Consider the following 16,208-nt stretch of genomic DNA (forward strand, 5'->3'; position numbering starts at 1 on the left):
CTGTTAAATTGTTGGGATTCTATAGCAACAGCAATTAAACAATTTAGCAATGCAACAATGCAGAGATAATAAAAGCAACATGAAAAGATAACATTATTTATCACCAATGATTATAGGCACACCACCTTTCATATCACCCATGATCAATACTTTTCCATTGGCAGAAAGTGCAAGTTCTTTGTATGCTTTAATCATTTCGTATTGCAATTGATTAGTGGTTAAGGTTTGACTCACGATGCGCTGGTAATCGGAAATACCTTGTGCTTCCACGCGTTTGCGCTCTGCTTCCTGTTTTTCTTTCTGTAATACAAATTCCATTTTTTGAGCATCCTGTTCTGCCTGGATCTTTGATTCAATAGATGTTTTCACTGATTCAGGGAGGGTGATGTTGCGCACCAGCATTTGTTCCAGTTCCATTCCACGCACCCTGAATTCTTTTTCGATACTTGTAAAAACTTTTTGTTGAAATTCTTCCCGTTTGATGGAATACAGGTCAATCGCGGTATAACTCGTTGCATTGTCGCGTATTTTTGTACGCGCTATCGGCCGTACGATCACATCTTCATAACTTTCGCCAATGGTGCTAAGTATTTTCGGTGCTTCTGTAGGTACCACACGATACAGAACGGACACATCCAGCACCAATTCCAATCCATCTGAGGTAAGAACCCGCATGGCATCCTCTCCAACACGGTCTCCTTCATCATAAGAACCGGCCATTGTATAATTCTGCGTCCGGATATCGAACTTTTTAACCACCACAAATGGATTCACAATATTCAACCCGCTGTTGAGAATGCGGCCGCTTACTTTACCAAATAAGGTGGGAACACCAACTTCTCCGGCTTCAATCTGAACGATGCAGGAAGAAGCAAGTCCAACAACAATCATCACCACCGCAATTACTTTTATAACGCGTGAAACGGCGCGTGTTCGTTCATTGGATTGCAAAACAAAACCAACAATTAATGCAATGATGGCAAGTACGACGATAAACATGGGAGTGGGTTTTAGAAGGAGTAAAGTAAAGATATTTGCGTGGCTTGTTGGGGTTTATAAATGGTTTATGTTGTTTAGGGTTTAGATTGTATTATTCGAAGTCAATAGTCATATGTCATTTAGTCTTCAGTCTAATAGTCATTCATTAATCAATAGTCATGAGATATGAGTCATTAGGTCATCGGCAAGTTAGATCATTGACACATCGGCACATCAATTACTTCCTACCTCACCAAACAAATAATTTGCGATTATTTTTAAACGTATTGTTTATTCAAGCAAATTCTTGCAATAAATACTGATCGCAATTTTGAAACGTGATTTTTAATTATCTGCAAACAGAAATTACGTTGAACGCTATTATATAACGACAATTTAATAATTCCACAGATTGTCAGACCGGTATTCCGTTTTGAATGACCTTCTGCCTGCCCACATCTTTACTTCGAAAAGAAAAACTTTAAAACGCAAACACAGAGAAATGCTATCCTCATTCATACTATACCACCTGATGAAATATTTTCTCTTCAGAAGAGGTACTTCTGCAACTCAGCAAACAAAAATGATCGTTGATTTTTCAGTTGTTATTAAATGTTTGTTGACGGCAGGCCTGCTTTTGATCTCGCACAATGGACATGCGCAAAAAACTACCTGCACTTATGAGATTATGAGGAATAACAAAACCATCGGAAATGTGAAGACATGCATCGTACGCAATAGTGATCAGGTAAAGTACCTGGTGGAAACTCATGTGATAGTGTCATTTCTTATTGATGTAAAAGTGGATATCCGGCTCAGCAGCACTTACGTTGCGGGTGAATTAAGGGAAGCGGGCATGGTGCGAACGGTAAACGGAGTGCCCAGAATAAATAATCACATTGTTTGGCAAAATGGACGATATCTTTTTATTGATATGGAAGGCGACACCTCTTATAGCAGTCATCCTATTTATAACAGTATTTCTACACTTTATTTCCTGGAACCAAATTCATTGCAAAAAATATTCTCCGAGAATTTCCTACAGTCAATTCCAGTCAAAGATCTCCATAATGGAAACTACTTACTCGAATTACCGGATGGTCACAAAAATTATTACCGCTATCAAAAGGGCATTTGCAGAGAAGTAGAAATGGAAACACCATTGTCAACTGTTTTTCTCAGACTTAAATCCTCCTCGCCGCAACCATGAATGCTCTTCCACTGCCGGCTCTAGGCAACATCGCTCTTGTTATTTCGGCTTTAGCTTGTTATTACGGGTTATTGTTTTCGCCCTGTGTAAAAAAGATAATGAAGGGTGCTTCTGGATCCATTGGCTCACGTTCGTGGATTTTATATGAACGTTTGAGTGGTGCTGTAATTCTTGGAGGTGTACCTGCTGTATTGTTGCTGATACTAAGTCCGGTAACTGTTTCAAAAGGTGAGCTTTTTGAAATTTCTATAAAAAATTCTTACCTCGTACCGGTTGCCTGCACAACCATTTTAGTCAATAACTTTTTTGCCACCCGAAAAGCAAGCAACCGCAACGGATATCCGTTGTTTCGGGCAAAAGTGTGGAGCGCCTCCACATTGTTGTTCAATCAAAGCACGTGGGCAGTTTATCTTTTTGCTTATGAATTTCTGTTTCGGGGTGTTTTACTTTCTGCAACTTTTCTATTGCTTGGAAAGCCTCTAGCTATACTCTTCAATATATTAATCTATGCACTGCTTCACATTCATCGCGGAAGGAAACAAGTGTTGTACGCAGTGCCTTTCGGTGGCCTGCTGTGTTGGTTAGTGCTTGCCACATCCACATGGATCAGTGCTGCTTTGATACACATTTCTTTCGCAGTCTCTTATGAATTTTTTGTGATTGCCTACCAGGAAAAATGGTGGCGAAGGAAATATTCCACGCCAGCCAATCAAACCACTTTCTTAGAAAACATAATACACCCTACCTATGAAACAGATTGAATCGTCAACCTTCACGCTCATTACCGGAGCTAGTTCGGGAATCGGAAAAGCACTTGCCGAATCTTGCGCGCAAAGAGGCATGAACCTCGCGTTGATTGCATTGCCCGGAATAGAGTTGCGGGAAACAGTAGAGTACATGCATTATACCTATGGTGTTAAAGTCTTTCACCTTGGAATAGATCTTACCCAGCCTGCCGCCTGCGAATTAGTGGTGGAATGGATTCATCGTCATCAACTGCAAGTGAATATGCTGATTAACAATGCCGGCATCGGTTGCACAGGAGGGTTTGAAAAATTTTCTTCAGACTTCTATCAAAGACAAATTCAACTGAATGTTGTGGCGCTCACTCTGCTCACCCGTTTAATGATTAACGATCTGCGTCAGCATTCGCAATCATATATACTGAACCTGGGCAGTATGAGCGGATTTTTCTTTGTGCCTTTCAAAGATGTTTATGCGGCAACGAAATCTTTTGTTATCACTTTTTCTGAGTCGTTGCGTCATGAATTGAAACATACAGGCATTCACGTCAGCGTGCTATGTCCCGGAGGTGTAATCAGTAATGCTGAAACGGCCTTGCGGCTCAGCCACCACGGTTGGCTGGCCAAAGCAAGCGCACTTACCTGCGAAGAGGTAGCTAATGAAGCCATTAACAAGTTGCTGCGCAAAAAATCCATTGTCATACCCGGCGCATTGAACCGTTTGATGATGGTGCTCGAAAAAATTGTTCCTGCTTTCATCACCAATAAAATAGTTGCGGCGGAATTTAAGAAATGTGCAATGGCGCTTTGAATAAAACACAACTTAAAAATATTTAACAGCAGTAAATTAATTTTTATGAACTACCACAAGATCACTTACCGGAAAGAACCTCAGAATGGTTTTTATGCAACACTCAGAAGCCGCGTTGAACAGTATATGAAATCAGCCGCCCAAAAGAAATTCAACATTGCACATGCAAAGGTGATTGCATTTGGCGGATCATACTTCGGTGCGTATGGTTACCTGTTGTTCATGGCTTCTTCGCCACAACAGATTCTTGTTGCTTATCTGGCTCTTGGCATCTGCAACTTCCTCATCTTTTTAAATGTGGTGCATGAGTCCATGCATGGAGCATTGTTTGCAGGCAAAAAATTAAATGCAATGGCCGGTCATTGGCTTGAATGGTCAGGCACGAGTTCCTATTTCTGGAGAAAGCGGCACTTGCAAATGCACCATCCGTATCCAAATATTGTAGGATGGGATCTTGATATCGAACAGTCCGGATTGATCAGGCTATCCCAGCAGGAGCCGTATCGGAAGTATCACCGCCTGCAACAATTTTATTTGCCGGTGATGTATTTATTCTTTTCGCTTAACTGGTTTATCTCCCGCGATACAAAAGATTATCGCAGATGGAAATCAGTTATTCCCAAATGGGTATTGCCGCTGATGATCCTCTGCAAATTCAATCATCTGTTTTTTATGATTGCCTTACCCGCAATAGTAAGCCCCACTATGTGGATTTCGGTGTTGTCGGGTTTTCTGATCATGCATTTTACCATGAGTGGATTGGCGGTGATGGCATTGCTTACGGCTCATGTAGGTGAGGATGCGGAATTTCCACGACCGGATGAAAACGGGCACATGACGGACACTTGGGCGATCCACCAGGTGCGCACCACCCATGATTTCGCAACGGATAATAAGATGGTCAATTTCCTTTTTGGAGGATTTAATTTTCATGTAGCACATCATCTCTTTCCGTCAACTTCACACATTCACTATGCTGCTATCACAAGCATCATTCAAAAAACAGCTGATGAGTTTGGAGTGGAATATAAATGTGAAAAGCTTGGGGAAGCACTTGTTTCACATTTCCATTTGCTGCACAAGACCAGCTTTGAGAGTATGGAAATTTAAAAGCTGACAGAAATAAATTGTTTTCAATACTTGAAAACAGCAATGATTCACTCACATCATTTACCAACCCTTGTTCAGCTGATTTTTTTGTTACCGCAATAAAACAATGACTATGTACCTCTTTTTGAAAACTCGTCCCGCTAATGCATTTTTATTTTCAGTGATAACTGTATTTCTAAACAGTTGTACGGTGACCTATGCTCCCAATTCACACAATGTCCCACTCCTTGAGGAGAAAGGAGAGCTTGCACTCAGTGCGGGAGTATATGAAGCCGCCGGAGGAACTGAGTATGCAGGATATGAAGCTCAAGGCGCTTATGCAGTAACCCATCACCTTGGATTGATGACCAACTTGTTACTTGCAGGATCTCTTTCAGTAAACGGAAACCATTCCTTATTTGAAGTGGGGACTGGCTATTATCATACACTTGGAACAAGTGGTGTGTTCGATGCATATGGAGGCATTGGATTCGGATCATTGCATAGTTATACTTCAAATTCAACGGTCATAAATACATTGAACTACCAACGCTTCTTTATGCAGCCTTCTATTGGTTACACATCACGCGCATTCGATTGTGCATTTAGTTTGAGGATGTGCGGATTGAATTATGCTGAGCAGCAGTCGGCAATTGACGAGTATTATGAAAATGAATTCGGTCCTCCAAAATTTTCTATCCTGGCGGAACCTGCATTCACATTGCGTGGTGGATGGAAATATGTGAAGTTACAGTTGCAGCTCGGCTATTCAATTAATTTGACGGATGCTGATCAATTCCCCTGCACCACATTGAGCATGGGAGCTTATTTCACGCTTAACAAAAAGAGTTATAAAAATTCCATTGCCAAATAAATTTCATACAGAACCTCCTTTCCCAAAGAGTACAGGCGATTTACTGATGCATTGTAATCTTAATGCTTCTCTTCGAACCGCCTCTCACAGGAAGGGCTAAAGAATAAATGGAAAGCTTTCCTTTTTTTGAATTTTTGATTTTTCTTTTCTGACCTAAACTAAAAACGAAAATAAAGTGCGACTACATTTTGCAGGAACGGCAAATCACCCGGCTTAATTGCGAATAATGCAAATCACAACCACTATGCAAGTGAGTTTTATTTCATGGTTGCGTTTTCTGCAAATTTTAAGAAAGTCCATGCCTGTTTCCGTTTCCAATCAGAGTGCGACAGGTATTTCTTTGTTGTATGAATTCGGCATCAAATTCTAACCAAAAAATCAACACTATGAAAAACACACCTCCTCTTCAATGCTGCAATGTTTTTTGCAGTGACGGTAAAAAGCATCATAAAGGATTGCTATTTGAGATCTGGTAAACCATAAAGGCCACTTAATTTTTATTTAATCTTTCATCATGAAACTTCCACTGACAAAAGTATTAATCACACTGATTTCGATCTTAATTTCAAGCTTTAAATTGCAGGCAGTTCCTCAAAGAAATCATTGGATGATTATTACCAGGCAAGGTGATACTATAACGTCCTCAAGATTCAATCGCATCATTGGTGACACGTTGTTTTTCAACTGCGAAAATTGTAAAGGAAAAATTTTTATTGATGATGTTGCAGGTATTCTGCGAGTGAAGTATCCGCGATACGGTCGCAATATTGTTGTTGGCACCTTATCAGGATTCTTTTTTGGGATGTTTATCGGATCGGTTGCAGGGCCCAATGAGATTGATCCATATTGGGGATGGCCTTCCGATGCAGATTTTACTGCGCTTTATACAGGATTGATTGTGGGGACTCTTGCGGGGGCAGGAACGGGAGCAGTTATCTCAGTGTCCAACAATAAAAATCAGGTCTATGATTTTTCAGATAAAAACATCGTGCAAAAGGAAGTTGCCTTGAGAAATCTTTGTGTTGAAAAATAATGTTTGGAGGAAAAAAAGTAAGGGTTTCAAAAAGCTGCATTTTGCTGAATGATCATTAACATCACAATCAGTATCGTTGTATTAATTTCTGAAATGCTAAAACTTTCTTTTTATAAAAATAAACCACGCTCTCAAAATGAGAAAATAATTTACTATGAAAAAAATTCATGTACCATTAGTTTTGATTTGTATACAATTAACAATCGTCACTATTTTAATGAATGGTGATGCATCTGCGCAGGATATCAAAGGTTCCTATTGGCGAATTAAAAAAAAGGATGCTTCTGTTATCATCGTAAAGAAAATGAAGTTTGTCAGGCTTGATACTTTATTTCTTTCTGTTCAGGACACGAATGTGAAGCTGCCGGTGGATGCTGTTGTTTCAATTACTAAAGTGAGAAAAGGCAAAGAGGTTAGAGGTGCTGCGATTGGCGCAGCAGTGGGTTTCGGTGTGGGATCATCGTTTACGCTTTTTATGGATATGTCAAGTGGGGAACATAGTTACTTCGGTGCAGGTGGAGATGCGCTTTTGGGAGGATTGATATTCTCGATTCCGGGAGCGCTTGCTGGAGGAATAACCGGATCATTAATAAAACAAGAGAAAGAGTATGACATTGAAACATGGACAACGAATGAAAAAATAGTGCTGATTACCAGATATTGTGAGGAGGATTGACAGACGTCGAAATTTTAAAAAAAGTCATTTGTCACCGTTGAAGCTATGAAAAACATTTTCCTCTTCTACTTTTTTATTCTTGTATCGTGTGCTTCCGGCTTTGCGCAAGGGCAGGTTATTCGCGGCGCAGTAACTGATTATGATTCAAAAATTCCACTCACCGGCGTAAATGTGATTCTTTATAAGGACAGCATCATTTCAAAAGTAGTTGCCACCGATGAAAATGGCTTATACAGATTGGACGCTGTTGCATTGGGCAGGAACAAGGTGAAGTTCAGTTATCTTGGTTATGAAGAACAAACCATTTCCAATGTAATTGTCACTTCCGCGAAAGAAGTAATCCTTAATGCAGCATTAAATGAATCGGTGAATGTGATCGATGAAGTGGTGGTAACCGCTTTCAAGCCGGGTGAAACACGAAACGAAATGGCAACGGTGAGTGCGCGGCCATTTACGATTGAAGAAACAGATCGATATGCCGGCAGTCGTGGTGATCCTGCACGCATGGCTTCCAACTTTGCAGGTGTGCAGGGTGCTGATGATTCAAGAAATGATATTGTGATACGTGGCAATTCTCCCGGTGGTGTTTTATGGAAGATGGAAGGAGTGCCCATGCTGAACCCCAATCATTTTAATATTCCGGGAACAACAGGAAGCCCTGTGACCATTCTGAACAATAAATTTTTAGCGAACTCCGATTTTTTCACCGGCGCTTTTCCCGCTGAATTCGGCAATACTATTTCAGGTGTATTTGATTTGTTCCAGCGCAACGGCAACAATGAAAAATATGAGTTCAGTGGCCAGGTTGGTTTTTTAGGATTGGAAGCAATGGCAGAAGGTCCGATTTTAAAAGAGCATAAATCATCTTTTCTCGCAACCTATCGCTACTCCACCTTGCAATTGTTTGATGTGCTGGGAATAGACATCGGAACGAATTCCATTCCCAATTACCAGGATGGATTTTTCCGCCTGAATTTTCCTTTAAAGAAAAATGCGTCCCTATCTGTTTTCGGGATGGGTGGATTAAGTAAGGTAGATATTCTCATCAGCGATCAGCAAAAGCCGGAAGCAGATTTATATGCACAAAGTGACCGTGATCAGTATTTCAATTCGAAGATGGGCATCACCGGCATCACTTATTCCAAAACATTTTCTGCCCGAACCTACATGAAAGCCACTGTGGCTGCACAGGGTAATGCAGTGATTGCTCATCACGATCTGGTTTATCGCCACATTGGTAGTGATGGCAACTATGCTTTGGATTCATTACTCCCTATTCTTGATTATACCTTTAAGGAATCGAGAATTTCCGCGGTTGCGGCTATCAATCATAAATTCAATTCTCATTGGTTGATGAAGGCCGGTTTTTCAGCGGAAGCTTTGCTATATAATTATATGGACTCCACGCGCAACCTCGACAGCACTTCTGCTTATTACTATCAATACTATACACGATGGGATTCAAAAGGAACTACATCGCTGATTCAGCCTTATATGCAATTCAAATACAAACCCAATGATCGACTCACCTTTAATGTCGGATTGCATGCGCAATATTTCGGATTGAGCAACAGCGTCTCACTTTTTGAACCACGATTGGGCATTCAATATGATTTGGGAAACAACCAGTTGATTGCCTTTGGAACAGGATTGCATAGCCAGCAGCAAAATCTGTATCTCTATTTCTATCGTTTGCAGGATTCATTGAATAAACCGTTGCAACCTCACAATCTCGACATGGATTTTACAAAGTCGATGCATTTTGTGGGATCATACAGCAAGTTATTTGCTGAGCATTATTTTTTGAAAGCAGAAGTTTATTATCAATACTTGTTTAATGTTCCGGTTGATACACTGACGTCTTCTTTCTCACTCATCAATACCGGCGTTGGCTTCTCCCGGTTTTTTCCACTGCCATTGGAGAACGCAGGCACAGGCGTTAATTACGGAGCAGAACTTACACTGCAGCGTGTTTTTTACCGGCAATATTTTTTCATGATTACCGGTTCGTTGTTTCAGTCAACGTATAAAGGAAGCGATGATAGTGCTCGTAATTCAGATTTCAATGCACAGTATGTTTTGAATTTATTGGGCACGAAAGAATTCACCGTACGAAAGAAAAACACATTCAGCATCGGCGCTAAGCTCACCACCGAAGGAGGCCATTGGTATGGCCCTGTTGATACTTTGCAAAGTGAGATTCAGAAAGAAGTAATCTATCAGGATGCAGGAAGAAACTCATTGCAGTTTGCACCATACTTCCGCTTCGACCTGAAATTTAATTACCGGATCAATGCAAAAAAAATGAGTCATGAAATTGGTCTAGACCTGGTGAATGTTTTTGACACGCAGAATATTCTGGGTCTCACCTACATTCCTAACGATGATGATCCGTCACGTAGCGTGATCCAGGAAAATTACCAGTTGGGAAGGCTGCCGTTGTTTTATTACAGGATTGATTTTTAAACTGCAACATCATTTCTGTTTCAGCGCATTGATCTTCTCATAAATCCTGTTGAAGAATTTTATTCGTTCCTTTTCCGCAGTGCCGCTGATCTTAATGCTCTTCCGCATTTGTTTCTGAAAGTAGGTATCGCTCTCAGAACAGAAGCCCGCGTGAGAAGTGAAAAGATAATCCATAGAATGATAACCGACGAGCGCCAGTTGTGAACTCTCAGATTTAAACAGCAGGGAATTATCAAGCACGGTCAATTCATTGTAGTAAAGATCAAAAGATGTTTCCGGTCGCACCTGATTACCGTTCCAGAATTTTGAATTGGATTCCGCCTGAATTGCAAGCAGTTCAACCAATTCAATCAGTTTATCACAAAGCTTTTTCGTTACGCTCTCATTGGTCATCCATCCTGCTTCACTAAAATATTGGATCTGTCGAATAGCAGTATTTACGGTATCGTCATTCCACAATTCAACTGTTGGAATAGTAAAATACAGCTTCGCGAGACCGATAGCTTTTTTAAGTATGGTTTCAGGAATGATGTTGAAATCAAATTTTGCGGATTTTATAGCCGCATTGCCATGCATGGTTTTTAACCAAAAGAATAATTTGAATTCAGCAAATTCAGGAAACTGGAAAAAGTGAAAAACAGGAATATCCTTGGCAGCAAAAAAACAGGTTTTGGTTTTTGCTTCCGCGAATGCTTTAAGATATTGCTCCGTTTTCGTTAGGTATTCATCAAAGTCGGAGGCCTCTCCCCTGAAGGTGGATCTGCCAAATAAAACCGAATCCTTGTTTTTGACGCGAGAGAAATCTTCCAGTGCAATTCCAAAATGACCGGCAAGCACAAGCGCTTCTTCGAAAGTGAGGGCCGTTTCACCTCTCAACCTTCGGTAAACACTATCGTTGCTTAACCCCAGCAGGTCGGCCACCTCATCTACAAATGATAGATTCGGATCAAGCTTTTGCTTTATTCTTTCAAAAAGTGAATGTTGATTTTCATATGCCATAAATCAATGGGTGTTTTATACTATTTACCGCATCAAGATAAAGGAAGTTTTTTCACTATTTATGGTTGCCGATGATTTACATTTAAATCAATTCAGCGGTTAATTATAGATGAGTGCCAAAATGTTGCTATAAATAAAAGTATTAGCAGAGCAACTGATCATAAGGCAAACCATTCACCATCCGCTCAAATTATTAACTTGCAAAAAATTCTCCCCATGAAAATCTATATCATAGCAATACTGACCTTTTGCTTTTCGCAATTCGCGCTCGCCCAAAACGTAAACTTCTTCACCGGTACCTGGGAGGAAGCACAGCAAAAAGCCAAGTCGGAAAACAAGTACATCATGGTAGATGCTTTCACCGATTGGTGCGGGCCGTGTAAGAGAATGGATGCTGAAATGTTTCATAGCAATACTATGGTGGCGGATTTTGTGAATGGAAACTTTGTTGCTTTCAAAGCGGATTGTGAAAAATCACCTACTGCTGCTATTGCGATGAAATTTAAAGTAATCAGCTATCCGACATTGTTGTTTTTTAATCCGCAAGGACAATTGGTTTCCAGAAGTCTTGGTTATACTTCCAATCAGAAAGAATTCATGGAGCCGTTTCAAAAGGCGCTTTCAATTAAAGAGCAAAAGGTTTATGCCTTTGATTCTAAAGTGCTTGATCCCGGCTTTCCTGCCATTTATAAAGATGCATTTAAAGTGGATGGAGGAACGCCTGTACGTCACAATGCTGACGAAGTGGTGCAATTTCTGGATGAACAAAAAGATAAGTTTTCTGAAGTGAGCTGGAACGTGATGTATGTTTATTCCTTTCCGGGAAAGTATGAGCAATTTTTCCTTGACAATTATGCGAAGTATCAATCACTTTATAAGAATGAAGCATCAGATGCAGTGCAGAAAGCGGCCTACAAGCATGTAAGTATCGCTATGAAAAATAAAGATGAAAAAGAGTTGAACACGGCAACTGCAATGGTGCAGAAATATATTCCTGAACAGTCAGCAGAGTTATTGCCTGTTTGGCAAATCAATTTTTATAAAAGCACCGGGCAATGGAAGCAATATGCTGATGCCATTGATGCCGAATTGAAGAGTGATCCTGCTATTGATGTTGAATACCTGAACCAGTTCTGCTGGCCCATTTATGAAAAATGTGATGATCCTGATGTGATCAAACAAGCCCTGGGTTGGTTAGATGCAAGAGCAGCAAAAATCAAATCATACGAAGTGCTGGATACTTATGCTGCATTACTTTATAAAGGCAAACGGTATGATGATGCAGAAACCTATGCTTTAAAGGCAATTAAAGCCGGAGAAGATGATGATCAGGATGTGAAAGAAACAAAAGATTTATTGGTTAAAATAAGGGAAGCAAAAGATACCACTTCAGGAAATAAGTGATAGCCATTCACTGATCGCAAGCTGACATTTTTCCGGCGCTTCCACCATTCCCATGTGACCAACATTTTCCAACAAGCTGATTACAGAGCGTTCTGGCAGATGCGATTGTTGCAACGTTTTTTCCGGCGAAATTGCTTTGTCTTCTTTTCCAATAATAAATAACACTGGCACCGTAGCTTGTTTCAACACTTCAATGGTATTGCGGCGGTTTCGCATTGCTAAAGAAGCCTGGGCCACTCCTTCAGCGGTAGAAGTTTCAGCGCCATGTTTTTTCAATGCATTGATTTTCTGTTCATTTTCGGTTTTAAATTCTTCAGCGAAAAGATTGTTGTAGAGTTCGTTTACAAACTGCGTTACTCCTTTCGTTCTCACCAAATTTGCAACACGCTCACGGTCTTTCTTTTTTGCTTCATCATCTTCTGAAGCAAATGAATGAAATAGCCCGAAACCTGAAAGACAATTTCCATATCTCTCTGCAAAATTCATCGTAACATATCCGCCAAGAGAGTGACCGATGACAGCACAGGAAGAAATTTTTTCTGCGTCTAGCATAGCTTTAATGCAATCAGCATAAGAGTCAATCGAGCAGGGTTGGTTTGGTAAACCTGACTTACCAAAGCCCGGTAAATCAGGTAACAGCACTGTATACTTTTCAGCAAAAGGAATAATAAAGTCATTCCAGATTGTATGATCTTCACAGAAACCATGAAGGAAGACCAATGGAAAACCGTTGCCTGTTTTGAAGTAACTGAAGGTTGCTCCTGAAATGGAAATGGCTGAAGATGTCATATTAGTAGGTCGCAATTTTGAGTTGTTAATGCAGCAAGGTAAAGCTATTCGTTTTTACGCTTCAGATCCGCACAGCGACTGGATTTTTTAGCCAGCCTGACTATACATTTATAAATAATTTAATGCTTTAGTTTCTCGCTATGATCATTATGCCGGATTAATAGGATCAATCTTACAGTCACACATGAATTTTATTTTAGAATATTTTAAAAAGATTAAACAAAATTCCAACCAGCTTGTTTGAACCGAAAGCAATATCAAAATTGTAAAAACGACTGAACCCGGAAGATGCGCCCGAAAAATAAAAAGGTAATTGTGATAGGTGCCGGATTCTCGGGACTTTCTGCGGCTGCATTTTTATCCCGGCAGGGTTATACTGTTGAGGTACATGAAAAAAACAACGAAGTAGGTGGTCGTGCGAAGGTGCTTTCAGAAGATGGATTTGTGTTTGACATGGGACCCAGTTGGTATTGGATGCCAGGTGTCGCTGAACGTTTTTTTAATTCCTTCGGCAAAACGGCCAGTGACTTTTATGAATTGAAAAAAATAAGTCCTTCCTTCAGAATGTTCTTCGGTAAAGATGATTATTGGGATGTGCCTTCAGAACCGGAGGAAATACAAGAGTTGTTTGAAAAAACAGAGCCCGGTGCATCCGGAAAATTCAAAGAATTCATGAAGGAAGCAGGAGCCAAGTATGAAACAGCCATGAAGGAAATCATCTATCATCCCGGCCTCTCCTGGACGGAATATTTGAACTGGCCGCTGTTCAAAGGAATGTGGCGCTATTCATTGTTCACGTCTTTCCGTTCACACATCAAAAAATATTTCCGGCACCCACGACTCCTATCACTCATGGAGTTCCCGGTTTTGTTCTTAGGAGCATCCCCTGACAAAATACCTGCGCTGTATAGCTTATTGAATTATTCAGGACTTATGCAGGGAACATGGTATCCAATGGGTGGCATGCACAAATTAGTAGGAGCGATGCGGGAAATTGCAGAAGCAAATGGTGCTTCGATTCACCGAGGTTCAGAAGTTGATGCTTTTTCTATGCGTGATCATGCTATAACTCATTGCAGTACCTCTGGCCGTAGCCTCGAATGCGACGCGGTTGTGGCCAGTGCTGATTATCATCACATCGAACAAAAGCTGCTGGAGAAACCTTTTCGTCGCTATTCTGAAAAGTACTGGGAGAAGAGAACGATGGCCCCATCCTGTCTCATCTTTTTCCTCGGTGTTAGTAAGCGCATTAAGAATATTCAACACCACAACCTTTTTTTCGACCACGACATTGATAAGCATATCAATGAAATTTACAATCGTCCACAGTGGCCGACTGAACCATTGTTTTATGCATCTTGTCCAACCAAAACCGATCCCTCTGTTGCGCCGGATGGATGTGAAAATCTGTTCCTCCTTATGCCGGTTGCACCGGGCCTGAATGACGATTCACCAGAAGTGCGTGAGAAATATTTTCAACTGCTCATCAGCAGGATGGAAAAATTAACAGGGGAAGAAATTCTACCGCATATCATTTATAAGAAATCCTATTCCATAAGCGATTTTATGGCTGACCATCACGCATACAAAGGGAATGCGTATGGACTTGCCAATACACTTTTGCAAACCGGAATATTGAAGCCTTCCATGAGAAGCAGCAAGGTCAGGAATCTATTTTATGCAGGTCAATTGACGGTGCCAGGTCCGGGCGTTCCTACTTCTATCATCTCTGGTGAAATAGCAGCTAATGAAGTTAAAAAATTCCTGAACTGATGAAAGATCTATTTGACAAGGCCAGTGCAAAATGCAGTAAGATGATTACCGGTCTGTATAGCACCAGTTTTTCAATCGGTATTCATTTGCTCGATAAGCGATTTCGCGCACCCATTTATGGCATCTATGGTTTTGTAAGATGTGCAGATGAGATTGTGGATTCGTTTCATGGATATGACCGGGACAAACTTCTTCAGCGGTTTCGTTCAGCGACGTATGAAGCCATCGAAGATGGGATTTCACTGAACCCGGTGTTGAACAGTTTCCAGGCAGCCGTACATCAATATGATATTGATCGCGACCTGATTGATAAATTCCTGGATAGCATGGCCATGGATCTTACTGAACAGGTTTATAACAGGTATAATTATGATGAATATATTCTGGGGTCGGCTGAAGTGGTTGGACTGATGTGTTTGAAAGTGTTTACTGAGAATAATGTCGAAAAATATAATCACCTCTATCCGTTTGCGAGAAGACTTGGAGCTGCATTTCAAAAGGTAAATTTTCTGCGCGATCTGAAGAGCGACTATGAAATCAGGGGCAGAACGTATTTCCCTAACGTGAATGTTCAAAGGTTCAGACAGGAAGACAAGCACGATATTGAAAGTGAAATTGAAGAAGATTTCAGAGTAGCCAGAGAAGGAATTATGCAGCTTCCCCATGGTGCAAGACTGGGTGTTCATGTGGCGTATGCTTATTACCTCAAATTGTTTAAGAAAATAACCAGCGCCTCCGCCTCTGATCTGATGAACGCAAGGCTGAGAATTTCAAATCAGAAAAAAATTTTATTGATGCTGAATTCAATTGTACTTGATAAGCTTAGGATGTTATGAAACAAAGACTTTTCCTGATGATACTTACCACGCTTTTTTCACTGAACGGAAGCGCATATGATGCGGGCAGATTGCGTGAGTTATTTTATAAAGCATCCAGGGATGCTTCAGCGGCAGAAGTGTTTTACAATGAAATGAAGCAGGTTACAGAAAAAGATGGCGGCATTCTGCTCGGATACAGGGCCATGGCGGAATTTATGAAATGCTATCATTCATTTAATCCTGTCAATAAACTGTTGTACTTCGACAAAGGAAAAGATCATCTGAACAGTGCTGTTCAATCAGATTCCATGAATATTGAATTGCGGTATCTTCGCTTCAGCGTTCAAACCAACGTTCCTGTATTCCTCGGCTATAAGGAAAATATAGCACAGGACAAGCAGTTTATTATGGAGAACCTTGGTTCGATTTCCAATGATGCCGCACTGCAGAAAATGATTGTTTCTTTTTTGCTGAGCAGTAATTATTGCAGTGAAAAAGAAAAACAACAGTTGAGTGAAAACCTGTAAACAGATTAATTATCATCC

General features: G+C 40.6%; 15 protein-coding genes. 12 read left to right on the plus strand and 3 right to left on the minus strand.

The genetic code is table 11. From position 1 onward, the window contains the following. Positions 1 to 93: 93 nt before the first annotated feature. Positions 94 to 999: a prohibitin family protein gene (locus IPO83_10080; protein ID MBK9731614.1), complete on the minus strand. Its 906-nt coding sequence runs from the start codon at positions 997 to 999 to the stop codon at positions 94 to 96. Positions 1,000 to 1,480: 481 nt separating this feature from the next. Here IPO83_10080 and IPO83_10085 point away from each other — a divergent pair, with 481 nt between their 5' ends. The 8 genes from IPO83_10085 (at position 1,481) to IPO83_10120 (ending at position 9,880) form a co-directional block, all read left to right on the plus strand. Continuing rightward, on the plus strand, positions 1,481 to 2,188 hold the full coding sequence (locus IPO83_10085; protein MBK9731615.1) for a hypothetical protein: 708 nt from the start codon (positions 1,481 to 1,483) through the stop codon (positions 2,186 to 2,188). A 98-nt stretch (positions 2,189 to 2,286) separates the two neighbouring features. Further along, positions 2,287 to 2,949, plus strand: coding sequence for a CPBP family intramembrane metalloprotease (locus IPO83_10090; protein ID MBK9731616.1), 663 nt, complete (start codon positions 2,287 to 2,289; stop codon positions 2,947 to 2,949). Continuing rightward, positions 2,936 to 3,742 (plus strand): SDR family NAD(P)-dependent oxidoreductase, encoded by an 807-nt coding sequence (locus IPO83_10095; protein MBK9731617.1) that lies wholly within the window; start codon positions 2,936 to 2,938, stop codon positions 3,740 to 3,742. The genes IPO83_10090 and IPO83_10095 overlap by 14 nt, the downstream gene beginning before the upstream one ends. 45 nt (positions 3,743 to 3,787) lie before the next feature. Beyond that, positions 3,788 to 4,852 (plus strand): acyl-CoA desaturase, encoded by a 1,065-nt coding sequence (locus IPO83_10100; GenBank protein MBK9731618.1) that lies wholly within the window; start codon positions 3,788 to 3,790, stop codon positions 4,850 to 4,852. Between the two features lie 112 nt (positions 4,853 to 4,964). After that, a complete protein-coding gene (locus IPO83_10105) occupies positions 4,965 to 5,705 on the plus strand; it encodes a hypothetical protein (GenBank protein MBK9731619.1) in 741 nt (246 codons plus the stop codon). A 514-nt stretch (positions 5,706 to 6,219) separates the two neighbouring features. Next, positions 6,220 to 6,738 carry a hypothetical protein gene (locus tag IPO83_10110; protein ID MBK9731620.1) on the plus strand — a complete coding sequence of 173 codons (519 nt, stop codon included), beginning with the start codon at positions 6,220 to 6,222 and terminating at the stop codon, positions 6,736 to 6,738. Between the two features lie 154 nt (positions 6,739 to 6,892). Next, a complete protein-coding gene (locus IPO83_10115; protein ID MBK9731621.1) occupies positions 6,893 to 7,414 on the plus strand; it encodes a hypothetical protein in 522 nt (173 codons plus the stop codon). A gap of 45 nt (positions 7,415 to 7,459) precedes the next feature. Beyond that, positions 7,460 to 9,880: a TonB-dependent receptor gene (locus IPO83_10120; protein MBK9731622.1), complete on the plus strand. Its 2,421-nt coding sequence runs from the start codon at positions 7,460 to 7,462 to the stop codon at positions 9,878 to 9,880. 9 nt (positions 9,881 to 9,889) lie between these two features. On the opposite strand, the gene IPO83_10125 is transcribed toward IPO83_10120, so the two are convergent. After that, positions 9,890 to 10,879, minus strand: a complete 990-nt coding sequence (locus tag IPO83_10125) for a hypothetical protein (GenBank protein ID MBK9731623.1) — start codon at positions 10,877 to 10,879, stop codon at positions 9,890 to 9,892. Between the two features lie 216 nt (positions 10,880 to 11,095). Between IPO83_10125 and IPO83_10130 the strand changes: the two genes are divergently transcribed. Next, positions 11,096 to 12,283: a thioredoxin family protein gene (locus IPO83_10130; GenBank protein MBK9731624.1), complete on the plus strand. Its 1,188-nt coding sequence runs from the start codon at positions 11,096 to 11,098 to the stop codon at positions 12,281 to 12,283. Here IPO83_10130 and IPO83_10135 read toward each other — a convergent pair. Beyond that, on the minus strand, positions 12,269 to 13,072 hold the full coding sequence (locus tag IPO83_10135; GenBank protein ID MBK9731625.1) for an alpha/beta hydrolase: 804 nt from the start codon (positions 13,070 to 13,072) through the stop codon (positions 12,269 to 12,271). The genes IPO83_10130 and IPO83_10135 overlap by 15 nt on opposite strands. Before the next feature lie 288 nt (positions 13,073 to 13,360). Between IPO83_10135 and crtI the strand changes: the two genes are divergently transcribed. The 3 genes from crtI to IPO83_10150 are packed head-to-tail and all read left to right on the plus strand — an operon-like array spanning position 13,361 to position 16,190. After that, entirely contained in the window at positions 13,361 to 14,845 is a 1,485-nt protein-coding gene (crtI, locus tag IPO83_10140; GenBank protein MBK9731626.1) for a phytoene desaturase, read from the plus strand. Then, the gene (locus IPO83_10145) at positions 14,845 to 15,681 is read left to right on the plus strand and encodes a squalene/phytoene synthase family protein (GenBank protein MBK9731627.1); all 837 of its coding nucleotides are present in this window, start codon (positions 14,845 to 14,847) and stop codon (positions 15,679 to 15,681) included. Before crtI ends, IPO83_10145 begins: the two co-directional genes overlap by 1 nt. Continuing rightward, on the plus strand, positions 15,678 to 16,190 hold the full coding sequence (locus IPO83_10150) for a hypothetical protein (protein ID MBK9731628.1): 513 nt from the start codon (positions 15,678 to 15,680) through the stop codon (positions 16,188 to 16,190). The genes IPO83_10145 and IPO83_10150 overlap by 4 nt, the downstream gene beginning before the upstream one ends. Positions 16,191 to 16,208 lie beyond the last annotated feature (18 nt).

It is taken from the genome of Chitinophagaceae bacterium (genome assembly GCA_016717285.1).
Lineage (GTDB): Bacteria > Bacteroidota > Bacteroidia > Chitinophagales > UBA10324 > JACCZZ01.